The sequence below is a fragment of the Rhodococcus sp. NPDC056506 genome (assembly GCF_042794945.1).
In the GTDB taxonomy this organism is placed as follows: Bacteria; Actinomycetota; Actinomycetes; order Mycobacteriales; family Mycobacteriaceae; genus Rhodococcus_F.
Genome location: NZ_JBHTSW010000020.1, coordinates 28,863 through 52,278, shown reverse-complemented (window position 1 = coordinate 52,278; position 23,416 = coordinate 28,863). Strand labels below are relative to the sequence as shown.

General features: G+C 60.9%; 23 protein-coding genes. 10 read left to right on the top strand and 13 right to left on the bottom strand.

Features of this window, described 5'->3' with window-relative positions; translation table 11 throughout:
- Positions 1-100: 100 nt before the first annotated feature.
- Positions 101-1,162: an NAD(P)/FAD-dependent oxidoreductase gene (locus ACFQ6H_RS17370; RefSeq protein WP_378647522.1), complete on the bottom strand. Its 1,062-nt coding sequence runs from the start codon at positions 1,160-1,162 to the stop codon at positions 101-103.
- Between the two features lie 114 nt (positions 1,163-1,276).
- Here ACFQ6H_RS17370 and ACFQ6H_RS17365 point away from each other — a divergent pair, with 114 nt between their 5' ends.
- Positions 1,277-2,131, top strand: a complete 855-nt coding sequence (locus tag ACFQ6H_RS17365; protein WP_378647520.1) for a hypothetical protein — start codon at positions 1,277-1,279, stop codon at positions 2,129-2,131.
- Positions 2,132-2,203: 72 nt separating this feature from the next.
- On the opposite strand, the gene ACFQ6H_RS17360 is transcribed toward ACFQ6H_RS17365, so the two are convergent.
- The 3 genes from ACFQ6H_RS17360 to ACFQ6H_RS17350 are packed head-to-tail and all read right to left on the bottom strand — an operon-like array spanning position 2,204 to position 3,744.
- Positions 2,204-2,644, bottom strand: coding sequence for a MaoC/PaaZ C-terminal domain-containing protein (locus ACFQ6H_RS17360; protein WP_378647518.1), 441 nt, complete (start codon positions 2,642-2,644; stop codon positions 2,204-2,206).
- Complete coding sequence (locus tag ACFQ6H_RS17355) at positions 2,641-3,090, bottom strand: MaoC family dehydratase N-terminal domain-containing protein (protein ID WP_373937566.1); 450 nt, start codon at positions 3,088-3,090, stop codon at positions 2,641-2,643. Before ACFQ6H_RS17355 ends, ACFQ6H_RS17360 begins: the two co-directional genes overlap by 4 nt.
- Before the next feature lie 9 nt (positions 3,091-3,099).
- Positions 3,100-3,744, bottom strand: a complete 645-nt coding sequence (locus tag ACFQ6H_RS17350; protein WP_378647514.1) for a TetR/AcrR family transcriptional regulator — start codon at positions 3,742-3,744, stop codon at positions 3,100-3,102.
- 113 nt (positions 3,745-3,857) lie between these two features.
- On the opposite strand from ACFQ6H_RS17350, the gene ACFQ6H_RS17345 reads away from it, so the two are divergent.
- Positions 3,858-4,739, top strand: a complete 882-nt coding sequence (locus tag ACFQ6H_RS17345) for an alpha/beta fold hydrolase (RefSeq protein WP_378647512.1) — start codon at positions 3,858-3,860, stop codon at positions 4,737-4,739.
- Between the two features lie 73 nt (positions 4,740-4,812).
- Positions 4,813-5,259, top strand: a complete 447-nt coding sequence (locus ACFQ6H_RS17340) for a hypothetical protein (RefSeq protein WP_378647511.1) — start codon at positions 4,813-4,815, stop codon at positions 5,257-5,259.
- Positions 5,260-5,293: 34 nt separating this feature from the next.
- Here the strand turns inward: ACFQ6H_RS17340 and ACFQ6H_RS17335 are convergent, their stop codons facing one another.
- Positions 5,294-5,593, bottom strand: a complete 300-nt coding sequence (locus ACFQ6H_RS17335; protein ID WP_223304584.1) for a DUF4259 domain-containing protein — start codon at positions 5,591-5,593, stop codon at positions 5,294-5,296.
- A 1,338-nt stretch (positions 5,594-6,931) separates the two neighbouring features.
- On the opposite strand from ACFQ6H_RS17335, the gene ACFQ6H_RS17330 reads away from it, so the two are divergent.
- Positions 6,932-7,069: a hypothetical protein gene (locus ACFQ6H_RS17330; protein ID WP_021345701.1), complete on the top strand. Its 138-nt coding sequence runs from the start codon at positions 6,932-6,934 to the stop codon at positions 7,067-7,069.
- Positions 7,070-7,371: 302 nt separating this feature from the next.
- Positions 7,372-9,327, top strand: coding sequence for an ABC1 kinase family protein (locus ACFQ6H_RS17325; protein ID WP_378647509.1), 1,956 nt, complete (start codon positions 7,372-7,374; stop codon positions 9,325-9,327).
- Between the two features lie 18 nt (positions 9,328-9,345).
- Here ACFQ6H_RS17325 and ACFQ6H_RS17320 read toward each other — a convergent pair whose 3' ends face one another.
- The 3 genes from ACFQ6H_RS17320 to ACFQ6H_RS17310 form a co-directional block, all read right to left on the bottom strand.
- A complete protein-coding gene (locus ACFQ6H_RS17320) occupies positions 9,346-10,077 on the bottom strand; it encodes a hypothetical protein (RefSeq protein WP_378647507.1) in 732 nt (243 codons plus the stop codon).
- 37 nt (positions 10,078-10,114) lie between these two features.
- A complete protein-coding gene (locus tag ACFQ6H_RS17315) occupies positions 10,115-10,399 on the bottom strand; it encodes a hypothetical protein (RefSeq protein ID WP_378542231.1) in 285 nt (94 codons plus the stop codon).
- Positions 10,400-10,526: 127 nt separating this feature from the next.
- Positions 10,527-12,134 (bottom strand): AMP-binding protein, encoded by a 1,608-nt coding sequence (locus ACFQ6H_RS17310; RefSeq protein ID WP_378647505.1) that lies wholly within the window; start codon positions 12,132-12,134, stop codon positions 10,527-10,529.
- 320 nt (positions 12,135-12,454) lie between these two features.
- Here ACFQ6H_RS17310 and ACFQ6H_RS17305 point away from each other — a divergent pair, with 320 nt between their 5' ends.
- Positions 12,455-12,970, top strand: coding sequence for a CGNR zinc finger domain-containing protein (locus tag ACFQ6H_RS17305; RefSeq protein ID WP_378447306.1), 516 nt, complete (start codon positions 12,455-12,457; stop codon positions 12,968-12,970).
- A gap of 10 nt (positions 12,971-12,980) precedes the next feature.
- On the opposite strand, the gene ACFQ6H_RS17300 is transcribed toward ACFQ6H_RS17305, so the two are convergent.
- The 3 genes from ACFQ6H_RS17300 to ACFQ6H_RS17290 all read right to left on the bottom strand — a co-directional run bounded on the left by ACFQ6H_RS17300 (position 12,981) and on the right by ACFQ6H_RS17290 (position 15,551).
- On the bottom strand, positions 12,981-13,613 hold the full coding sequence (locus ACFQ6H_RS17300) for a hypothetical protein (RefSeq protein WP_378447307.1): 633 nt from the start codon (positions 13,611-13,613) through the stop codon (positions 12,981-12,983).
- Between the two features lie 87 nt (positions 13,614-13,700).
- Positions 13,701-14,237 carry a hypothetical protein gene (locus ACFQ6H_RS17295; protein ID WP_378647503.1) on the bottom strand — a complete coding sequence of 179 codons (537 nt, stop codon included), beginning with the start codon at positions 14,235-14,237 and terminating at the stop codon, positions 13,701-13,703.
- 150 nt (positions 14,238-14,387) lie between these two features.
- A complete protein-coding gene (locus tag ACFQ6H_RS17290; protein ID WP_378647501.1) occupies positions 14,388-15,551 on the bottom strand; it encodes an LLM class flavin-dependent oxidoreductase in 1,164 nt (387 codons plus the stop codon).
- A gap of 157 nt (positions 15,552-15,708) precedes the next feature.
- Here ACFQ6H_RS17290 and ACFQ6H_RS17285 point away from each other — a divergent pair, with 157 nt between their 5' ends.
- The 3 genes from ACFQ6H_RS17285 to ACFQ6H_RS17275 all read left to right on the top strand — a co-directional run bounded on the left by ACFQ6H_RS17285 (position 15,709) and on the right by ACFQ6H_RS17275 (position 19,500).
- Entirely contained in the window at positions 15,709-17,040 is a 1,332-nt protein-coding gene (locus ACFQ6H_RS17285) for an MFS transporter (protein WP_378647499.1), read from the top strand.
- Positions 17,041-17,182: 142 nt separating this feature from the next.
- Positions 17,183-17,848 (top strand): TetR/AcrR family transcriptional regulator, encoded by a 666-nt coding sequence (locus tag ACFQ6H_RS17280; RefSeq protein WP_378542219.1) that lies wholly within the window; start codon positions 17,183-17,185, stop codon positions 17,846-17,848.
- Positions 17,845-19,500 carry an FAD-binding dehydrogenase gene (locus tag ACFQ6H_RS17275; protein ID WP_378647497.1) on the top strand — a complete coding sequence of 552 codons (1,656 nt, stop codon included), beginning with the start codon at positions 17,845-17,847 and terminating at the stop codon, positions 19,498-19,500. The genes ACFQ6H_RS17280 and ACFQ6H_RS17275 overlap by 4 nt, the downstream gene beginning before the upstream one ends.
- Positions 19,501-19,508: 8 nt before the next feature.
- On the opposite strand, the gene ACFQ6H_RS17270 is transcribed toward ACFQ6H_RS17275, so the two are convergent.
- Both ACFQ6H_RS17270 and ACFQ6H_RS17265 read right to left on the bottom strand, forming a co-directional pair.
- On the bottom strand, positions 19,509-19,649 hold the full coding sequence (locus ACFQ6H_RS17270; RefSeq protein ID WP_378647495.1) for a hypothetical protein: 141 nt from the start codon (positions 19,647-19,649) through the stop codon (positions 19,509-19,511).
- A gap of 47 nt (positions 19,650-19,696) precedes the next feature.
- A complete protein-coding gene (locus ACFQ6H_RS17265; protein WP_378647493.1) occupies positions 19,697-22,063 on the bottom strand; it encodes an arylsulfatase in 2,367 nt (788 codons plus the stop codon).
- A gap of 117 nt (positions 22,064-22,180) precedes the next feature.
- Between ACFQ6H_RS17265 and ACFQ6H_RS17260 the strand changes: the two genes are divergently transcribed.
- On the top strand, positions 22,181-23,392 hold the full coding sequence (locus tag ACFQ6H_RS17260; RefSeq protein WP_378647491.1) for a DUF2254 family protein: 1,212 nt from the start codon (positions 22,181-22,183) through the stop codon (positions 23,390-23,392).
- The last annotated feature ends 24 nt before the right edge of the window (positions 23,393-23,416 follow it).

Sequence of the window (23,416 nt, the reverse complement as noted above, 5' to 3'; positions counted from 1 at the left end):
GAGTAGACGAATATCTCGCTCTCTAGCGCGTGTCCTAGAGAGAACTAGGAACCGCAATATCTGGCTCGACCTCGTCGAACCAAGCTCCGTGCATCGTCGTCTAGCAGTCCCGGCTTGACGCTCGGGCGAAGTCCCCGGCCACGTGGGCCCCAATTACTCCGGCCAGAATGATCGCAGGATGCGCCGCGGCCAGATAGAGCCCAGGCACGCCTTCGGCGAAGCCCAGTAGCGGGCGGCCACCACGCGGAATGGGACGGTCAGCGATTACCGCCTCGATCAGTTCCACGTGGTCACCGCCCACGAGCTGACTGCGGATAGCCTGCAGCGTCGGCTCGGCAAGCTCACGAGCATCTCCTGAGAACCCGACCGGAACATCTTCAGCCGCAATCAATGTCGTGTCGTTCAATTGTCTGATCTCGAAGTCCGGAGTGGAGAGGATTCCGTTCACCAATGGTTGCGGCGTCGAGAATCTGATGAGGCAACACGGGGAGGCCTCGACCTCGACGTCGACTCCCGCCGAAGCCGCGAGTCTTGGGATTGCAGTACCCGTGGCGAGGATTGTGGTCGATCCGTAAACGGGGCCGTCAGTGGTCAATACACCGCGAACCCTCCGACCTTCCGTGAGCAAAGAGAGCACCGAAATCCTGGAATGCACTGTGGCGCCGTACTCTTCGGCGCCTCGCAAAAGAGAACCGGCTAACGCAACCGGGTCGATTCCACCGTCGTCAGGCGCATATGCCGCTACGGCGGGTGCTGTGCGCAATCCCGGCTCACGAGCAAGGACCTCATCTTCACCGATGAGCTCGACGGGATGACCGAGTGCTCGATGCGCATCGACGAACTTTCGAGTTTCCGCTTCCGTCTTCTCCCACGTGAGCGCGCCTCTGCGGCGCAGACCGAATGGCTCGACGAGTTCGCGCTCCAGGCGGTCGAACTCGACTGCGGCGCCATGTCGGAACGGATCGGAGTAGGTTTCTGCGGCACTCTTCGAGAGGCCGACCCAGGCAAAGGAGTTGCCGGTCACCCCGCCTGCCACCGAGCCCCGCTCAAGCACGGTGACTCGGAGACCAACGCGCGCCTGGTGATACGCAATCGACGCACCGACGACACCGGCACCAATCACCAGGATCGGACTGTCGTTTCGACCATTCGGATGCGTCACCAGTGGACCATATCTGCGAGCCGCAACCTGGATCCACTCAATTTTGAAGCGAGGACTTCGGCGGTTAACGGAGGACTAAGCCTCGGCGCACATCGGGACCGATACGGTGTGCTCATGCTCTGGCGTTGGTTCGCAGTCGTGATCGTCATCCTCGCTGTCGCCGGCATTTGGCGGGTGACCACCCCCGAACGTCCCGTTGCCGCAATAGTCGACGCCGAAACGCTGACGTGCGCGCCCCCGTATCCGATCGGCCCACTCCAGACGACACCAACAGCGACGGTTCCAGACGATTTCGTACCCGTCGCCGCCGTCACGTGCGACCCGTACATCAGCGACAACGTGGCAGCCGACCGAACCGTCAGCTTCTATGCTCACCGTTGGGAGGGCGATTTCAGTCGGGCAGTGAAAACGCTGAACCGCTCGTCCGCGCACAAGACTTGGTTCCCCGGAGGCTGCGGTGACAACTACAGCCTGGCTGTGCTGGACCAATTCTGGTTGGTCGACGATCGAGGCCGAGCAACACGGCCGGGGTATCCCTCCGATTCGTGTGGACTACCGAAACCCGGTGGCCTGGCTGCCATCAAGGAACTGACATCGGCCGGCAGTACCGAACACCGAATAGCATTGTCCGACGACCAGATCTACGAATTCTCGCATTGCCGGCCGACTTACCGACCAGCCACAACAGGTACCACGGCGCTGACATCGCTGTCGGCGGGCAGCGTTTTCTGCCGATTCTCCTCCACCGAATTCGTAGGCACGTCGTCTACGACGGAAACCTTCGACGGACTTCCACCCGCTCCCGACTGTGACGCGGTGGCCACCGAGGTGGCGTCGACGATCAACGTGGACAACCTTACGAACGAGGAACGATTGCTCACCGTCGAACTCGACGGCTGCCGGCGAGTCATCGCCGACGGATACGCACCGCTGCAAGCGTCGGACGAGCTGTTGGTGTCTCTCCGGTAGCGCTGCGCCACAACGCGGTTGACCGCCCGAATGCGCACGTCCCGATGTGACCAGTGACAGCACGCAATCCTGTCAGGCGCCCGGGAACTGAAGGTGCGCTTGGGTCTTTCCCAGAACCGTCTGGCCCCTATGCATGACTGTGACATCGATCCGCGTTGTCCGCACCGTGGTGTCGATCCGCGCGATCTTCGCAGTGATGGAGAGATCAGCACCATCGACGGCATCGACTACGACGGGCCGAGTAAAGCGAGTTTCATACGAGATCAAACCGCTCGGGTCACCAACCCAGTCGACGATGGCCTGCAAAGCGATTCCGGCAGTGAGCATTCCGTGCGCCAGAACTCCCGGTAGCCCAGCCGCAGCAGCGATTGCGTCGTTGAAGTGGATCGGGTTCATGTCGCCGGAGGCACCGGCATAGCGAACTAGGTCATCACGAGTGAGGACCAGATCAACCTTCGCGACTATGTCACCGAGGACGAGGTTTTCGAAGACCGGCACGGCGGGCATGGTCATGCCTCTTCTCCTCGCGCCAGCAGGGTCGAGGTGACCGTTGCGACCAAAGCGTCGGTCACGTCGTGGATCTCGGAAACTGTCGAGAGGATCGCACTGCCTGCTCGCACTGTCACCCCTGTAATCGTCAGTGTCGTAGACAGGTCATCGCCGGCGACTATCGGACGCTGATGCTCGATCTTCTCGGAAGTATGGACCACACGAGTCGGATCGAGCCCAGTATCCGGCGTGCGCAGCAGTGCCATGATCGCTCGTTGCTGGACAACGGTTGTGAATGTTGTCGGCGCGATGACATCGACAAACCCGGCCTCCCTGGCGACACCGACATCATGGTGCAAGGGATTGCTCGAACGCACCGCCAGAGCGAACTCGCGAATCTTCTCGCGCCCGACAAGGTACGAAGACGAGGGAAACACCCGGCCGGCGAGAGCTGGGTTCACAGGAGACATCCCGGAATACTAACGGCGGCCGACTTCGGGTTGATTCGTGGCCTGAGGTCTCGTCGGCCCGAGCATGCGATCGAGGAGACGCTCAACCAACTGGACCGCCAATTCTGCTGTGGCGTAGCCCGGAAGCATCCCCTGGGCGAGCCCGGCGACAGCCGCCAGAATGAGCTCGGCGTCGAGGTCGGGATCCATTGACGGCGCAACCGCGTCCCGATTGGTCACCCGTTGAAGCTGGCCGGAAATGAGCGCTGTCAACTCACGTGGGGCAGTTAGAGTCTCCTCAGCGGCGATTCCCTGTCCGGTCAGTGCGGCAGCGTGAAAGGCGCCGAGAACAATTGCTTCCTCTCGACGTTGCTGATCGAGCGGGAGCATGCCGACAAGGAACGCTGAAATAACCTCGCGGGGTGTCGCTTCCGCACCCAGAACAGACAACTCCTGCATGAGGCGAGCACCCGCATCCTGACGAACGGCTTGATGCGTCGCGAGGAGGAACTCCCGCTTCGTACCGAAGTAGTACTGCACGAGACGCACCGAAATCCCAGCCTCGGCAGCAACTGACTGAAACGTCACCGCCGCGAGCCCACCGTCGACAATCACTCGCCGCACCGCATCGGTGATCTCCCGTTGCCTCACTTCATGGTCGACCAGTCGCGGCATGAGGCTGTCCTTTCCCTTTCGATATGGATGGAACTGACTCGTTAATGATACGCACGTACCGCATTAATGATACGTTCATACCATCAAATCGAAACGCAGTGAGAGGGGCACTCATGCCGAAGATCGGACGATTCAAAAACGAGGCATCGAAGCAGGCGTACGACCGCATCTACCGAGAACTGGAAGACACCTGGCCGGTTCCGTCGACACAACTCGAAGTGCCGACATCGTTCGGAACCACCCATGTCCGTAGGTCGGGGACCGGCACGGAGACGCCGATCGTCCTGGTGCACTCTCTCGGGGCCAACTGTCTGCAATGGCACATCGTCATCGAGGACCTGTGCCGAGACCGAGTCGTGTATGCACTGGACACGATCGGCACACCAGGCCGCAGTGTCCAGACTTCTCCATTGACCGGGGAGTCCGACTTCGCCACCTGGATCAGCGAGGTATTGAACGAACTCGAGGTCGATCGCGTCCACCTGGTCGGCTACTCACAGGGCGCGTGGCATGCCGTTCTCGTAGCACTGCACACCCCTGAACGACTGGCGAGTGTGACGCTCATCGAACCGGGTGGAGTCTTCGACAAGCCCTCGTGGCGTGTGCTGCTGAAGATGGTCCGCGCCGGGATGCGCCGCACCGACAAAAGTATTCGCAAGCTTAACGATTGGCTGTCCCCCGGGTACGTTCTCGGCGACCTCGAGTTCGCCCTCGCCAAGGAAGCGCTGAACTACCGGCCTGGTATCGGGTGGGCGCGAATACTCGAAGATGCAGAAGTGCAGTCGATCTCGGTTCCAATGCTCGTAATCTCCGGCGCTGAGACGGTGGTCTCCAGCCCCGAGCAGGTGGCCGCGAGGTTAGCTGATCTCGTACCTGAAGCCGAAGTGGAGATTTATGCCGGAACCGGCCACGGAATCCTGGGACACATACCTGATCGGGTAATTCCCCGACTCATGAAGTTCGTCCGCAATCATGACGACGCGAAGCGGACGTGATCTCGCGGACCAGCCGCCGACAAGGTAGTGATGAAGCCGGTCAATCAGCCGGCCAAGGCGGTACAACTGATTGATGCGAACATTCCTCTCCGACCGCCGCGGTCAGGTAATGGTGGCCGTTGCCGCCGCCATTTTGGTCGTAGCGGGAGGTCTGTGGTGGACGAAGACCATCTCCTTCACCGAAACTGCAGTAGTTCAGTTCAGTAGTAATCGAACCGGACTCTACGACGGGTCCCCGCGCGATGCGTACATCGGCGATCGGGAAGCCTCCAACGGCATGTCTGTTCCTGCTGAAAAACTCGCGCAGATACTCGGTGGCAGTGCTTCCGACTACGAGTCCGATCTGACGATCACAGATGCGGACATACCTGGGCTCGCGGTGACGGCCCGAGGTCGAACCCCCAGCGCTGCCCGAGCATTGGCGACCGACGCCGCCGAAGCTCTCTGTTCGATCTTCGAAGAAACCAACGCAATGACTTCCGGAGGGTTCACGTTCACCGTCGTTCCACCGGGGAACTGACGGATCTATGGTCAGTAGCGCGGCCGCGCGAGGTTTATGCCTGTTCCCGCTCGGCGGCGAGGGCGACCGCTTGTTCAAAGGTATGGACGAGCACTGCACGTCGAGCGACCTTGTGATCCTCGTCCGGTTCGAGTTCGTCAATGTAGCCATCCCACACGCGCAGATATCGATCGCGCCAGTCGATCAGCACTTGCGTCGATGGAAAGGTCACACCGACTCGTTTCGTCTGAGCAATATCGGTGAGGATCTCGAGCCACGCCGGCACCATCTCCCCGCCCCATTCATCCGGCTCCAGACTCGAATCGTCTTCGAACTCGGCAGTGATGTCGTCCACGATTCGACCGGTCAGTGCCCCCAACCCATCCGCGACGGCGTCACTGTCAAAGTTCCCCGGACCCCAGACTCCCACAAAACCTCCCGCTCGTCGCTCGTATCGATCGTGGCCGCAAACGTGTGAATCTGCCGTCGACCCCGTCAGAGTTTACGGTCGTTGCTACCCGCCCAAATTGGGCTGTCGGCTATCTTCCGAAACTTCGGCGACCCGCCGATTGCAGAAATTTTGAGCATCAACCAGTTCCAGATTCTCACAGCCACCTCCACGTGGTGTTTCACCGTCAACACTAACCGACCGGCAGGACTCTTTTGGCTACCGGTACACCACTATGCGTCGACCAGTTAGACCAGGCGTGAACTCGAACTGGCGCAACAGATCGCCCGGAAGTGAAGGAGCGCTTGGGTCTTTCCCAGAACCGTCTGGCCCTTTGTGTGGGACGACGATTGGTTCTGGGCGCATCGATTCTGTCGGAAGCACTGCGGTGTTGTCGACACACGGAATTTGCACTCGATGGAGATCGAGGATCCGTATCCACCGGTGTCGCAAGCAATTCCTGAAGATTCGCAGGGGAAATAGCTGCGCATCGCCACCCCCAACAGCGATTCCGTCGATTGTGTAACAACCACACGAAGAACAGCCATCGATCTCCGAAAGGAAGACTGATCCGGCGAAACCGCAAGGTAGTGTCACATCTGCCCAGCAAAACTCGCCACGTTTTCGAGAAGGCGGTCGGCTTTGCCAACTGCCACCTCTGACTTTACGACGTTGCTGGGCAGGCGTTTACGAGACTAGGTTCTCGGACCGCAGGATATCGAAGGTCGATGGGCTGATCACCCATTCTCCGAAAGATATTGGAAAACGAATCGAACCACATAGAGGGGAGATGAATCATCCAGCTTGCGATCAATTTTCTCCAATCAACTTCGGCGACGGTTTGATTCGCCGCCCAGGGCCGGGTTCTGCAATACCGGTCGACTACTCGATCACGCGTCTCACTACTAAGGAAGGGACTGAGCACATGACTGAGGTAATTTCGTGGATTGTCCAGAATCCGATTGGTGCGGTCGTCGCGTTTGTTGCCGACATCGTAATATTGACGATGTCGTCTGTCGCGGGATACTCGTAACCGAATCCGCCCGTCCTTCACGGTATTCCTAAGTCGAGGAACTACATTCGAAACGCAGAAGGCCGCAACCGCAGCGTACCGTCGGCGCTCGTCACTGACCTTTCGTGGCCTCATATGCCCAACTGCGCTGGGTCCGTACTGACGCCCCTCGTGTCGAGTGTCATACCACCAGTTTCAATCAATCACGCCATCACTACTCAGGAGGAATCACAATGGGTTCGATCAATGCATTCAACGAATGGGTCAACCAAGCTACGTATGCGGGCGACCCGTTTGCCACCGCCATAGCGATCGTCCAGTTCTTCGCGGTGAGTCTCGTCAACCTGTTCACCGGCGGCCCCATTCTTTAAAGGAGTCCACTCGGTCCAACTTCTGCGCGGCGTCATCGCGGCCTGTTCTTCGGCGGTACAGCTCCGCGCGAAGGGTGCCGGGACATCGATGACGAACGTGGCGTGTAGTTCGGCCTCGCGGATGGTCAGTGCACGTAGTTTTTGGACGTTCGATCAGGACGGGTCGATGTCGGAGCGATGAACTCCGAAGTGCCCGAGCATGTTCGACGTTTGGTAATTGTCGAACTTGTTACCCGTCAGTCGGGGTAGGGTTCAGGGTTTTCCTGGATGAATCGCGGATTGCAAACCCGTACGCTATCGCAATGGACTTGATGGTCTGGATCGTCACGACGCCATTTCTTGCGGCAGCGCTTGCGAGCGTGATGCGACGAACGCTGGGGACGAGGGTCGGTTGGCCGCGAACACTTGTGGTCGCGGTGATAGCGCTCTCGGTGGGTGTCCCCCTGTCGGGCTACGCCGCGACATTCGCAGGAATTGCCAGCCAGGACGATCAACTTCTGGTGAGCGTGGGAGTAGCGCTCACGTTCTTCGGAGTTGTCGCACTCTGGGTATTCGCGGCGTGCCTGGCAGTATTGGTCCTCCTCGAAGTTGTCGTTCCTACGGGGTCCATACCCGGCCCGCCAGAAGCATTGCAGCGCAGCCGCAAATCCTGGCGACGCACCAAGCGATACATCCAAATCATGGGCATCGTCGTGCGAGCGGGAGGCGGGCCGGCTCTCCGTGCCGGGCCGTCCGCGCCTCAGTTCGGGGACGCGCTGGTGGAAGTGATCAACCGGTGCGGCGTCACTTTCGTCAAGCTGGGACAGATCCTCGGCACGCGAGACGACCTCATACCACCTGAGCTGGCTCGCACTCTCTCGTCTCTGCAAAGTTCGGCACGCCCGGCTGATCCAGGCCGCATTGCGGAGCTACTGGCATCGGAACTCGGCGACACCCCCGAGTCGGTGTTCGCACGGTTCGATGTAGAGCCGTTTGCCGCCGCCTCTGTCGCACAAGTACATTCCGCGCGCACCACCGACGGCGTCGATGTGGTTGTGAAGGTTCAACGACCCGAGGCGAGCGCACAGGTGAGCGTGGATTGCGATATCTTCCTCCGCGTTTCATCCCTTGCGGAAACCCGTTTTCCCTGGGCACGCGATATCGGCGTTCATCGACTCGCCGGCGGGCTCGTCACGTCGCTGCTCGAAGAGCTCGACTACCGTACCGAGGCCGCGAACACCGCCACGATTGCCGCCACCATGGCGAGCCGACCAGATATTGTCGTTCCGCACATCTACCCCGAACTCAGCAGCGGGCGAGTGGTTGTGATGGAACGTCTTGACGGAATACCGCTTTCCGACGGCGAGGCAGCGCTCACCGATGTCGACGTCTACTCCCGCAGCAGAATTGCGAACGAGCTACTTGCGTCGCTGCTCGACGGGATCTTCGTCCACGGGGTGTTCCACGCCGATCTGCACCCCGGCAACATCATGATCCTTGACGACGGACGCGTCGGCCTACTCGACTTCGGCGCAGTCGGTGTTCTGGACGGGGAGACACGGATCCTGTTCGCAGTACTCCTGAATGCTGCACTGGCAGGTGACCCGGTGGCAACAGTCGACGCGATGCTGATGGCATTCGACGTGCCTGACGACGTGGATCGTGGAGCGCTGCGTCACCAAGTAGGCCGCGAGATCACCCTTCTCGGTCTTGCGCCCAATGTTTCCATGGGATCGTTCGCGCGAATGTTCACCGTGCTTCGAGAGCACCGAATAGGGGTGCCGGGAGACGTCGCAGCAGCTTTCCGTTCACTCGCGTCGGTGGAACGCGCCCTCCGGCTTCTGGATCCGAACATCGACCTCGTCTCCGCGGTGCGCGCCGAAGTACCCCGACTGTTGACCCAGGTCGCCAGCCCCACCGCAGCGGCGCAGGCGATGCTGTCGACGATTGCGGTCACAACGGCCGTGGTCAGGCGGCTGCCTGGTCAGCTCGACCAGATCACGACCTCACTGGCGTCGGGAAGCTTCACACTCCGTACCCGCTCCATCGCACACCCCGACGACAGGCGGTGGCTCCGACGGTCGGCGAACAACGCCCTGGGAATGGCGGCTGGCGTTGCTGCGCTGATAGTCGCGGCGATCCTGCTGTTCGTTCCCGGTGGACCACAGCTCACACCTCAGTTGTCCAGCTATGCGCTCGTGAGTGCGGTACTGGGCTTCGTAGGGGTCGTCCTGTGCATGCGGACCGTGTTCCGCTTGTTCACCCTCGACAACAGGTAACGAACAGCTCAGAAGTGTTCATCGCTTGATCTCGATATCGTCGAAGTCGAGCGCCAAAAGCGTCGGCCGCGAGAGGACACGACCACCTGGGCCCCGCGGAAGCACGCGGCGCCGAGTGGGGAATGTGAGGCCGTCGAACTGGCGATGCTGGTCGCAGTAAAGGGCGGCTTTGGCCCACTTTCCTACAGGTTCAGCGACGAAGTCGTGGCGGCGGATGAGGCCACCGCTGTCGACGTAGAAGGTCTGTTGCCGGCAATGGGTGTCGATTCCCGGCGCGAATGTCGCCTGCAGTCGTCGCCATTGCCGCCCGGCTTCCTGCCACGGTTCGCCTTCGGTGACAGCGATGTCGTCGCGGGTGAGCAGCACAGGTGCGTTCAGATAGTTCCAAAAGGCGTATCCGGCGAAGTAAGCGGTGTCGAGCGCGTCCCAGTGAAGATTGCGCCGGATTCCACTCAACCCGAAGAACTCTGGACGGGGGTCGGTTCGACTCTCGAGTTGTTCCCCGTCACGAGTCTCGATCCACACGGCCCCCTTGTCGAACACAGCGCACTCGCCGACGCCCGGAAAGTCCTGGAGGACAGTGCGTTGCTCGGCAACTTGCACCTCGACCGTGAACGTCCCGAGCTTGTTGCCGGGGAAGCGCCCAGGCAACAGACCGCCCAGGCGTCCCCGTGCCGTGATCGCTGAAACTGACTGCCAACGTTCGACTCCGCCATGTGCGGTGAGAACTTCATCGAGCAGTTCGTTCATGTCTCGTCGCTTTCCGTCCCCTGACGGAACTGAGGAATCAGTGATCAGACGGACGGGTAGCTGTAGTTGCGTTCTTCCGGCGGTACCACTGCCAGCCCGCGGTGATGATGACGGCGCCGGCGAGGGACCCCAGGATGCCGCTCGGGCGCAGTGATATTCCGTCGCCTGCAATCAGACTCACGAGCAGTCCGCCCACCAAAGAACCACCGATTCCCGCGATGAACGCGAAGGTCCAATCCACCCGTGCGGCCCTTTGTCCCAGAATCAACTGGGCTCCCGCTCCGATGACGATTCCGAACAGAAGTATTCCGATGATGAGCATGTGAAAAGACCCTTTCGTGGAGTGACGACGCAAGGCGCGAACGACTTACTCTGCGCCATCTTTCCGGTACGTCCCTTATGTCGTGGTGAAATCCATGTGAAAGGTCGTCACCGATCACTCCACACTGCTAGGACGACGCCAGTGTCGTCGCCCAGCGGTAGTCCGCCTTACCGGCCGGAGTCCTCTTGACTTCGTCGACCAGCACGATCGTGCGCGGCACCTTGTAGCCGGCCAACGTCTTACGGCAATGTTCCTGAACCGCTTCGAGAGTCAGCTCGTCAGACTCGGGATAGGTCGCGATCACCGCGGCAACCTGCTGCCCCATGCGCGCGTCGGGTGCGGGGACGACAAGCGCGTCGGAGATCGCCGGATGCGCGTGAAGGGCGGCCTCGACCTCTTCGGCGAATACCTTCTCGCCGCCGGTGTTGATGCACTGTGAGCCACGGCCGAGGAAGACAATGGTGCCGTCCGCTTCCACCTTGCCCATGTCTCCGAGCACCGAAAGACGGGTGCCATCGGCGCGGATCGGGAACGTCCGGGCGGTCTTCTCCTCGTCCTTGTAGTACCCGAGCGGGACGTTTCCGATGCGAGCGATGTATCCCACATCGTCGGAGCCGGCTGGGATCTCTTCGAGACGCTCGTCGACCAGAATCATGTTCGGCGAGGGCGGCATTCGCAGATTTCCTGCCTCGTCGATGGCGAAGGCGCCGTCGTTACCTGACTCCGAGGCTCCGAAGTTGTCCCGCAACAGCAGGTCCGGCTTCACCGCCAGCATGCGGTCCCTGACGCTGGTGGACCAGATCGCGCCACCCGAGGTGATCGAGAACAGGGTGCTGAAATCAACCTCGTCTTTGCGTCGTTCCATCTCGTCGACCAACGGCAGCCCCATACCGTCACCGACGATCAAGATCACCTGCACCGAGTCCTTCTCGATCGCTTCGACGACCTTCGCCGGGTCGAATTCTCGTCGTAGAACAACCCGCGCACCGAGGGTGAGGAAGGTGAACAGCGAGTACAACGCGGCGCCATGCATCAGAGGGGCGGCAATGAGGAACGAGAGCTCCGGAAATTCCTTTGCAGCACTGGCGATCTCGGCGAGGTCCTGCCGCGCTCCCTCTCCGTACGGATTTCCGCCGGAGAGCGGCTTACGGAAGAAGTCGTCGTGACGCCACATGACGCCCTTCGGGTATCCGGTCGTCCCGCCGGTGTAGAGCAGGTACACGTCGTCGCCCGAACGAGAGTCGAACTCCCCCACTGGCGACTGTTCACGAGCGTCGGCGAAGGAAACCACGGAAACTTCGTGCTCATTCGCAGCAGCGACCAGTTCGGCCTCGATCTCGCCGATCACGATCACCGTCTTCACCTTCGGGCATGCACTGAAGAGGGAAGCAAGGACGCGCTGATGTTCGGGCAGTTCCACGACCACCGCGACCGAGTCGGAGTTGGTGAAGATGTATTCCAGTTCGGCGGGCGTGTACCGGTAGTTCACGTTGATCGGGACCGCGCGGATCTTGATCAACCCGAGGATCGACGTGACATGTTCAACGCTGTTCTTCAGGAACAGAGCCACGTGGTCACCACGCGAGATACCGGCTTGCGCGAGCAGGTTGGCGGTTCGATTGGCCTCCGCGTCCAACTCAGCGTAGGAGAAGTTCTCTCCCTCGTAAGTCAAGGCGACGCGATCAGGTACCGAGCTGGCGACGGTTTCGAATACATCAGCGAGGTTGAACTGCATCGTCTTCCCTTTCAGAGTCTGCGCCGCGATATCGAGGCATACAACCCTGAATCTAGAACACGTTCCATGCAGCCCGAGGCAAAACGGAACGATTAGCTGGCCATTACCTGGACCTGACCTTGATCGGCGCGGCGACGGCCGAGCCTGCACCGCCCGACACCCATTCGGCGAGCAAGGTCTGCCACGACCCGCAATGGCAGCGGAGGTAAGTGACTGTCCCCTCGCTGGTCCGATGCCGAGATTCGGCCTCCCAGCGGTGGATGCAACTTATCGGCGCCAACTCTGTTTTCTTCATACGACGAGCATGATGTAATGGCATTGTGCATCTCAACCCTTACGGTGAATATGCGGTGACGTTGGCAGCCGACCTGGCCAATCGAAACCCCACATCCTTGGCCGAGCTGGTCGAACGCTGCGTCGACGCGGGCATCATTCTCGATTTCCCCATCGCCGAGAAAGATCTCGACGAGACCCTCGATCTTCTGATCGAGTGGTCGAAGATCGTCGACGTCACAGACGAGGCCGCTCGCGCCGAGTTGGTGAACGTCATGCTCGAGCAAGCGTCGGCATATCCGCGCATGACCAACCACGCCAACGACGGATGGCATCTGCACTATCGCGATCCGCAACAGTCGCTCGCCGAGGTCCTCAAGGCCCTCTTCTCGGTAGGCACGGCGCTGCACCTCGTCGGCCGCGGAATGCACAGATTGGGTCGGTGCACCCTGGACGAGTGCACCAACATCTACGCGGACACCTCACGCAACGGCAATCAGCGGTACTGCTCCCCCACGTGTGCGAATCGCGATGCGGTGCGACGCCACCGCGCGCGCAAGTGATCTGTACCGACTACGACGTCGGACCGACCACCTCGAAGTCCGAGCCACCTTGGTAGTCGAACTGGAAACTGCCGCTACTGCTACCCGAGCTGATTCGATTCCACGCGTCGATCAAGTCCTGGACCGTGTTGTATCCCAGGTCCTCCAAAGAACCTGAGAGACTTCCGGTTCCGGCGCCCTCGAACCAGCCGCCGACCACGACGGCCTGCGGAATGGCAATAGTCGGATTGGTGGGATCGAGGAGTCGAACGCACGCTCCCGCGACGGCGTAGACCCCAGCGGGCAGATTACCGACCGTCCGGGTGATCGTCTGGCCAGGCGAGACTGCAAACAGATCGAGGATGTTGCTGACGGTCGGATACACCAGCACGCCAGGCTGGAGCAGTTTTGCCGGATCACGAATCACGTCGGGGACATCCCTGGCATTGAGGATCGCCACCGTGCAGTTGATGAAGCTGAACCGCGGATTCGGATTGGTGATGGTGAAGGTGATCGCATTGTCCGCTGCGCTCACCGACACCGGCGGCGGGAGAATCGCCGGTGCTGCCGACGCCGTCGCCGGAGACATCACAACCAGTCCCACGACGGCGGCCGACGCCGCAGCGATGCTTCCGCAAGCTCGTATGAATCCACGACTTCGCATTTCCGAACCTCCAGGCAAGTCGGTCACATCACCAGATGCCTGAAGAATAGACCGCTCAGTCGGAAATTTGGGGAGACAGACGCTGAGCTACCCGAAAAGTCCTTCGAGGCTGCCGCTGCCGAACAGGTCGCTCAGGCTTCCGGTATTGATACCGCTGAATGGTCCACCGATGACAACGAGACTCGGCACACCGGGAACTGGCTTGCCCAACGTCTCGAGATCGAAAAGATCGGAGCAGGCACCGAGCACTGCGTAAGTTCCGTCCGGAACATCGGTCACGGTATTGGTGACCGTCTGCCCCTTGCCCACGGCAAACAGCGAGTTCGAATCGGTGATCTTGGGGTACACGACAAGATTCGGGTCGAGCAGTTTCAGCGGATCGTCAAGCACAGCAGCAGAATCCGCGGCATTGACGACGAATGCCTGGCACAGCGAGGCAATGCCCGAGTTGTTGTTCGTGATCGTCAGTGCCAGATCGTTTCCGGTCACCTTGTACGAGACAACCGGCGGGAGCACCTCGGCCGACGCAGTTGCAGGATTGACCATCGCTACGCCGGCCGCGGTGGCAGCGGCAACCGCCACGGTCCCCACTACGCGACGTACTCCACTCGTGCCCAGCTTCATCGAGGATCCTTTCGTACTGCGCCTTGAGTTCGGCAACAGTGCGCAGCCTAGATCGGATCTAGCGCCCGAAATGGTCCAATGGTTCCGCCGGGAGGTCATGACCGAAAAATCGGGACAAACGTCCCCTTCTCGAAAATGTTGCTGTTCGACTCAATTCCCGCTGGAGACAAAGGGCGTACGCACCGGTCCGCCTGCCGATCCGAGCGGTGCGACCAATCCACGCTTTTCGAGGATCGGACGCACGCCCTCACCGAACTGATACGCCTCTTCGAGATGCGGATAACCCGACAGTACGAAGTGATCCAGGCCGATCGCCGCGTACTCGGCAATCCGATCGGCCACTTCTTGGTGCGAACCGACCAATGCGGTACCCGCTCCCCCTCGGACCAATCCGACGCCGGTCCACAGGTTCGGCGCAATTTCCAGCGACCTCGCTCCGACACCCTCCTTGTAAGCCGAACCGCCGCCGTGCAATTCGAGCATCCGACGCTGACCTTCGGAGCCGGATCGCGCAAGACTCGCCTGAGCCTGCTCGACGGTCGCCGGGTCGAGCGCACTGAGCAGCCGATCCGCTTCTGCCCACGCCTGTTCCGAGGTGTCCCGGCTGATGACGTGCAGACGGATTCCGTAATCGAGGTGGCGTCCTTGAACTTCCGCGAGGTCGCGGATCCAGGCGATCTTGGCTGCGACGGCGGACGGCGTCTCACCCCAGGTGAGGTAGGTGTCCGCGTAACGCGAAGCGACGGTTCCGGCTGCCGGCGAGGATCCGCCGAAGAAGATGGGCGGTACCGGATCCGGAATACGCTGCAGCGTAGCTTTTTCCACGTTGACGTACTCGCCGGAAAAATCAACGGGACCGTTACCGGACCACAGCTGGCGGATCACGTCGAGGAACTCGCCGCAGCGTGCGTACCGCTGGTTCTTGTCGAGGAAGTCACCGAACGTGCGCTGCTCGTGGTCCTCTCCACCGGTCACGACGTTGAGCAGCAGGCGACCGCCCGACTGCCACTGGAAGGTCGCGGCCATCTGGGCAGCCAACGTGGGGCTGAGCAATCCCGGGCGCAGAGCAACCAGAAACTTGAGCGTCTCGGTGGTCTCGACCATCATCGCCGTCGTCAGCCATGCGTCTTCGCACCACGCGCCCGTGGGCGTGAGGACTGCTTCGAAGCCGTTCGTCTCTGCGGCCGCACCGATCTGATTGAGGTACTTCAGCGTCGCCGGACGATCACCGGACATCGAGCTACCGTGCCCACCCGCCATCAGATTCCGAGAATCACCATAAGTAGGCAAGAACCAGTGGAAGCGCAGTGACACGGGGATTCCTTTCGTCGACGAACAGGCAGAACTCTTCTGTCATTACATCCACACTCCACCTCGAAGAACAGGGTTGAAATCACCCTGATCTCTATGGGTGCCCACTTTCAGTCCCGGCGATACGTTCGTGAATTTGCACCGCTACCCGGGGGCTCCGATGACTACGTTTGCCGAAGTCGAGCACAATTCACCGTTCTCGAACGAAACCGACGATGAGCGACGTTCCAGGCTGAGAACCGTCGTCGCCGCAAGCCTGCTCGGCACGACGGTCGAGTGGTACGACTTCTTCCTCTACGCGACCGCCGCGAGCCTCGTCTTCAACCAACTGTTCTTCCCGAACCAGAGTTCCTTTGTCGGGACCATGCTCTCTTTTGCGACCTTCGCGGTCGGCTTTCTCGTTCGCCCGATCGGCGGAGTGGTGTTCGGTCACATCGGCGATCGCATCGGGCGCAAGAAAACGCTTGCTCTCACGATGTTCATCATGGGTATCGCGACGGCGCTCATGGGCGTTCTTCCGACGGCCGCTCAAATCGGCGTCGTGGCACCGATTCTGCTTCTGCTGCTTCGAATCCTGCAGGGATTTGCACTCGGTGGTGAGTGGGCCGGAGCTGTTCTTCTGGCGGTGGAACACAGTCCGGAGAAGAAGCGCGGCTTGTTCGGCAGCATCCCGCAGATCGGGCTGGCTCTCGGGTTGGCCTTGGGCACAGGAATGTTCGCGCTACTTCAAACGGTCTTCGACGACGAACAGTTTCTCCGTTTCGGCTGGCGCATAGCCTTCGTTCTGAGCTTGGTGCTCGTGATCGTTGGGTTGGTGGTCCGATTGAAGGTCGACGAGACGCCGGCATTTCAGGCGGTTCGCGACCTCGAACAACGCTCCTCCGCACCGCTCAAGGAAGTCTTCCACGGAAGGGTTGCACGAAACACCGTACTGGGCATGCTGTCTCGCTGGGGCGAGGGCGCCGCCTTCAACACCTGGGGCGTCTTTGCAATCACCTATGCAACCAAGACTCTGCATTTCGAAAAGGTCCCCGTACTCCTCGTGGTCACTGTCGCAGCAGTTGTCATGGCGATCTTGCTGCCGTTCTCCGGCCTGCTCACTGATCGGTTCGGTCCGCAACGGGTCTACATCGTGGGCATCGCCGCGTACGGACTCGCGATCTTCCCCGCTTTCGCACTGTTCGGGACCGAAAACCTTCTGCTCTTCGGACTCGCGATGATCGTGGTCTTCGGAGTGATTCACGCCTTGTTCTACGGAGCCCAGGGAACGCTCTACGCGAGCCTGTACCCCACCGAAATCCGATACACCGGGTTGTCGGTCGTCTACCAGTTCTCGGGTATCTACGCCTCCGGCGTCACTCCCCTGATCCTTACTGCACTGATCGGCGCCACCGGCGGTTCACCGTGGCTGGCCTGTGGATATCTGGTGGCCACCTCGGCGATCAGCGTCGTCGCCACTGCGGCGATCAGGAAGCGTGATCTGTACCTGTAGTGGATGACATCTAAATATCTCCATCTCTTGCATATTTGCTAGATATCCACAGAAATACCGGACAAGTAGATACCGATCGAGATACGCCCACGCATCGGATACATCGGTGTATCGTTTGGGTTCCATCCCGACGGAGGCACCGATGACGACTGGAACGGACAACTCGCCGGCCAAGCGTGTCACCAAACGCCGTGGTCAGACCCGGCAGCGCCTCCTGGATGCGGCCGCGGACGTCTTCTCCGCAGCCGGGTTCGGACACGCCACCGTCGAGCAGATCTGCGAACGCGGCGGATACTCCCGGGGCGCGTTCTACTCCAACTTCGACTCACTCGACGAATTGTTCTTCGCGATGTGGGAGCAGCGATCTGCAGCGATGCTCGCCGACCTGAGGGTGGCGACGGAATCGATCACCGCCGGGAACACCGTCGACATCCATGCCGCCGTGGCCCGGATCGTGGCGGTGGTTCCGGTCGACCCGCAGTGGTACCGAATCAACGCCGAGTTCACTGCCCACGCACTCCGCAACCCGGCACTTCGCAAAGCCCTCGCCGATCGCGAAGACGCAATCCTTCGAACGCTGCTTCCCATCGTGGAGGCCGCACTCAGCGATGTCGGGCGAAAAATCGTCGGTGACCCGACGTCGTTGGGACGGGCGCTGGTCGCCGTACACGACGGCACCAGCGTGCAGTGCCTCGTCGATACCGACACCAACGCGGCCTTCGCGTTGCGCCGCGATATCTTCACTCGAATTCTGCTGTCCTACAGCGAAATAATCCAGAACAACCAATCGGAAGAGGAGCTGTCGTGAGCGAACAAGCTGACGTCATCGTTGTCGGGGCAGGGCTCGCGGGACTGGTCGCCACCTACGAACTGACGCGCGCCGGCCGCAAAGTCCTTGTCGTGGAACAGGAGAACGCTGCCAACCTCGGTGCGCAGGCATTCTGGTCTCTCGGCGGACTCTTCCTCGTGAACAGCCCCGAACAACGCCGACTCGGCATCAAGGACTCCCTCGAGTTAGCCATGCAGGACTGGATGGGCACTGCCGCATTCGACCGCGACCGCGAAGATCACTGGCCGCGTCAGTGGGCCAAGGCATACGTCGAGTTCGCAGCCGGAGACAAGCGTCAGTACCTGCACGATCTGGGCCTTCGCCTGATGCCCAACGTCGGCTGGGCCGAACGCGGACGCGGAATGGCTCTCGGACACGGCAATTCGGTTCCGCGCTTCCACCTCACCTGGGGAACGGGACCAGGTGTCGTCGACGTTTTTCTGACCAAGGTCATCGCCGCGCAGAAACGCGGGCTGGTCACGTTCAAGCACCGCCACCAGGTGGATCAGTTGGTGGTCACCGACGGCGCGGTCACCGGTGTACGAGGAACCGTCCTCGAACCTTCCAGTGATCTGCGCGGCGTGAAGAGCTCACGCACTCCCGTCGGCGAGTTCGAGTTCGCCGCACAGGCCGTCGTGGTGACCTCCGGCGGTATCGGCGGCAACTACGAACTGGTGAAGAAGAATTGGCCGGAGCGACTCGGCACGGCTCCGAAGCACATGCTGACGGGAGTACCGGCGCACGTCGACGGGCGGATGCTCGAAATCACCGAATCCGCGGGCGGAAACATCGTCAACCGAGACCGCATGTGGCACTACACCGAAGGCATCCAGAACTGGAATCCGATCTGGCCGAACCACGGAATCCGCATCATCCCCGGACCGTCCTCGATGTGGTTCGACGCCACCGGCAAGCGTCTGCCGGTCCCCAACTTCCCGGGCTTCGACACGATGGGGACCTTCAAGTACATCCTGGACAGCGGTCACGAGTACACGTGGTTCATCCTCGACCAGAAGATCATCGAGAAGGAGTTCGCACTCTCGGGATCGGAACAGAACCCTGACTTCACCAATCGCGACTTCAAGCTCCTCCTCGAACGAATCAAGAAGGGCGCGCCGGGACCGGTCGAAGCATTCAAGCAGAAGGGCGCCGACTTCGTTGTGCGTAACAACCTTCGCGATCTGGTCGACGGCATGAACGCTCTCACCGACCAACCGCTCCTGGACTACGAGGACATCGAGCGCGAGATGATCGCCCGCGACCGCGAAGTCGACAACAAGTACAGCAAGGACTTCCAAGTCACCGCCATCCACGGTGCACGTAATCTGTTGGCAGATAAAATCGTGCGCGTCGTTGCGCCGCACAAGATCCTGGATCCCAAGAACGGACCACTGATCGCGGTCCGGTTGCACCTGCTCACTCGCAAGACACTCGGCGGCTTGGAGACCAATCTGGATTCGCAGGTTATCAAGGCCGACGGCAGTGTCTTCGACGGCCTGTACGCGGCCGGTGAGGTCGCAGGCTTCGGCGGCGGCGGAGTCCACGGTTACAGCGCACTCGAAGGGACCTTCCTCGGTGGCTGCATCTTCTCGGGCCGCGCAGCCGGACGAGCATTGGCACGCGACCTGTAGCCCCGAAATCAGGCGAGCGAATGCGTGACCAGGATGTGGTGGGCACGCATTCGCCGCGCCTCATGCACGGATTGATGGTGGTGGTGGTGGTGCGTCGGTCCGCGCGCGTGGCGAACCAGATCGTGAACAGTGCGGATGACGGTCGGCATTGCGATCCTCCCTCAGGAGATGGCGACTGCTGTTCTTGTCGGTGGAATCACTGTCTGGACACCGCCACTCGCGCCACCTCCTCCGGATCGATCAGGTGGGTATGGTCGTCGTCACCGACATCGATCTGCACGACGTCGATACGGCCATTGAATGTGGTTGCGCCACTGTAATCAACACTGACAGGCATGCCGTAGTCGTCACCGATGTCGGTAGTCTCGTCGGCGGAAAAGACCATCGGTTGTGTCTGCTCGACGCGACCCGAGCCCACTTCGCGACCGTCGTGATAGATCGTGACCCCGCCGCCTCTCGCGAGACCACCTCCGTCGTAGGCGAACTCAGCCCTGATCTGATGTGATCCTGCCGGAATGTCAACGTCGGATCCGATGACGAACTCGGTCATGCCGAGCAGGTTGTAGACGAATTTGGCGCGACCTTCCCGCGCGTAGAGTGCCCAGCCCCCGAACCTGCCTCCCTGCGCGATCATCACACCGTTTGCCGTGATGCCATCCGCGACGTCGACAGCTGCAGTGACACTGAACGATCGGTTCTTGATGCTCAGCACGCTGTGCTCACTCAGTCGCTTCATTCCGGGAAACAGAACCTGTCTGTTCCCGGTCACCAACTGCGGGCGCCCCGCGATGTGAGGGTTGAACCTCTCGAATCGTCGGTCGTCGATGGGGAGCACGTTGTACTTGACCGCCTCGATCAACCACAAGCGTTGCAGTGCAGCCAGTTTCTCAGGCATCTCGGCCGCCAAGTCTCTCGACTGCGTCCAATCCTGCGACCCGTCGTAGAGCTCCCAGACGTCGTCGTCGAGAGCGGGGAGTACCTCCGCGAACAGCCACGGAGTGCTGTGCCTGGTGACCGCACTCCAACCCTTGTAATAGATACCGCGATTGCCGGCCATCTCGAAGTACTGCAGATCGTGACGTTCCGGGGCTTCGGCGTCGTCGAAGGTGTAGACCATGCTGGTCCCCTCGACGGGCGATTGCTGGACGCCGTTGACAAAAGTCGGTTCCGGTAGTTTCGCGGCTTCGAGGATCGTCGGTGCAACGTCGATGACGTGGGTGAACTGCGACCGCGTCTCACCCTTGGTCCGAATCCCTTCCGGCCAGTGCACGATCGTCCCGTTGCGAGTGCCACCCCAATGCGACGCAACCTGTTTCGTCCACTGATACGGCGTACACATTGCCCACGCCCACCCCACGGAGTAGTGGTTGTACGCGTCCTTGGTGCCGAACTTGTCTTTCACTTCCGCCATGAACTCGGGCGTCTCGATGGCGGCAAGTCCGTTGAAGTTGGCCATCTCGTTGAAGGCTCCGTTGATCGTCCCCTCTGCGGACGCTCCGTTGTCTCCGATGATGTAGTACACGAGGGTGTTGTCGAGAGCTCCGAGTTCTTCGATCGCATCGACAAGCCGGCCGACATGAAAGTCGGTGTGTTCGAGAAATCCTGCATAGACTTCCATTTGGCGTTCGAGGACAGGCTTCAATTCCTCACTCATGTCCTCCCACGCCGGAATGGCCTCAGGGCGCGGGGTGAGAACCGCATCCGCGGGAACGACTCCCCGCTGCTTCTGCTGCTCGAGAATCGACTCGCGTTGAGCGTCCCAGCCTCCTGCGAACCGGCCCTCGTACTTGTCGGCCCACTCCTTCGGAACATGGTGCGGCGCATGTGTAGCGCCGGGAGCGAAATAGACGAAGAACGGCTTGTCCGGGGCCAAGGACTTCTGCATGCGAACCCAGTCGATCGCGTGATCGGCAAGGTCCTCGGTGAGGTGGTAACCCTCCTCCGGTGTCTTGTCCGGCTCGACAGGCGCGACGCCCTCGTACAGAGCCGGGTAATACTGGTTGTTCTCCCCGCCGATGAATCCGTAGAAGTGCTCGAACCCGCCTTCTCCCGTCGGCCACGACGTGAACGGTCCCACCGGGGATGTTTGCCACGGCGGAACCTCGTGACACTTGCCGAACTGCGCCGTCGAGTATCCGTTGAGTTTCAACGTCATCGGCAGTGCGGCTTTGGTATTCGGACGCAGACCGGACAGGCCGGGAGCTGAGGTCGCAGTTTCGGTGATCGATCCCATGCCGACCGAATGATGGTTGCGCCCGCTCAGAAGAGCGGCGCGGGTCGGTGCGCACAGTGCCGTCGTGTGAAACCGCGTGTACGTGAGCCCGCCACCTTGCAGTCGCTCAGCAGTCGGAGTATCCGCTGGTCCGCCGAAAGCACTACTCGCCCCGTACCCCACGTCGTCCAACAGGACCACCAGAACATTGGGTGCCCCGGCTGGTGGCAGTAGCGGAGTGATCGGCGGAAACTCGGTGTCCGGATCCTTCGCGTCGTACGTCACCAGACCAAGATGTTGTCGATCCGGGATCGGTAGTACAGCGCGACTCTGGCCTGTCGGATCCGTCATGACGTCTCGCCTTCTGTCTCTCGCATGGCTCCTTCAAGCGTTTCAGGATCACGACGGCGTCGACATCATCCGTTTCGGGTGAAGGCGCACCATCGCCGCAGCGTGGAGGCTTGAAGTGTGGATCAGCCCGGACGTTTCGCTCCCACCCCGATCGGGCATGCCTTTCTCGTCCCCCGGCGCCGTGTGCGTGCGGGCCTGACCCAGATCCTGTGCGTCGTCATAGGACTGGCTGCCGGACTGACGATGCCGTCCATCCGCAGCGGCCCAACGATCCCCGCCCGTCAGGTCAGCGAGATGCTCGTTGCCCTCGGTCTGGGATTACTGGGCGTTGTCGCGGTGATCTTCTCGCTCCTGTTTCTTGTCGTCCAATGGGCCGCGACCACCTTCACTCCTCGCCTGTTGCTATTCCGCGACGACCCCATCGTGTGGCGGACGTTTGCTTTTGCAATAGGCCAGTCGGTTTTCGACATCACGGCGGCGCTCGCCATCAGCAACGAAACGGACGTGTCCGTGATCGTGCCCAGCCTCGCAGTGCTGGCACTCTTGGCCACGCTGACGCTGATCAGACTGCTCCAACTGCGCGCCTTCTCGGCCATTCAATTGGCTCCTGTACTGGCCTCGATCTCGAGTCGTGGGCGAGCAGTCATCAACGCGGTGTATCCCGACGCCGATCGGGAGTCGCCCCCACTACCACCCCTTCCGATGATCACGACGATCAACTGGCGCCGGCCGCCCGCCGTTCTGCAGCAGATCCTCGTCGAAGATCTGCTGCAGAACGCTCGGACCTGCCGATCCGTCGTGGTATTCCGAGTTCCACCGGGAAGTACACTGCGAGAGGGACTTCCGCTCGCCGACGTCTACGGCGCACCCATGCCCACCGACGCAATCCTCGACGCTTTGATCAGTGGGAGTGAGCGAACCTTCACCCAGGACCCTCTTCTCGCGCTTCGGTTGTTGGCTGACATCGCACTCAGAGCGCTCTCACCCGCGATCAACGATCCTGCGACGGCAGTCCAAGCTCTCGACGAAATCGAGGACCTCCTCTCTCGGATGTCCTCCGCACGCGCAGATTCGATCCGGGCCCTCGATGAGCGTGGAGATCTGCGTGTGGTGATCCCGTTGCCCGACTTCGCGACCGTCGTACGAATCGGACTCGACGACGTCATCGCCTCTGCATCGAACTCACCGCTCGTTCTTGGGCGACTTCACGAGTTACTTTCGTACGTCGCCGCCCAATCGGAGTCTCGGAACCGCGACGTTCTCGCCACGCGCGCCCGCTGGATTGATCAGCTGTCACAAGGCTTCCCGCGACTCGAACCGCCGTTGTGAACTCGTACAGATTTGCGGGCCATC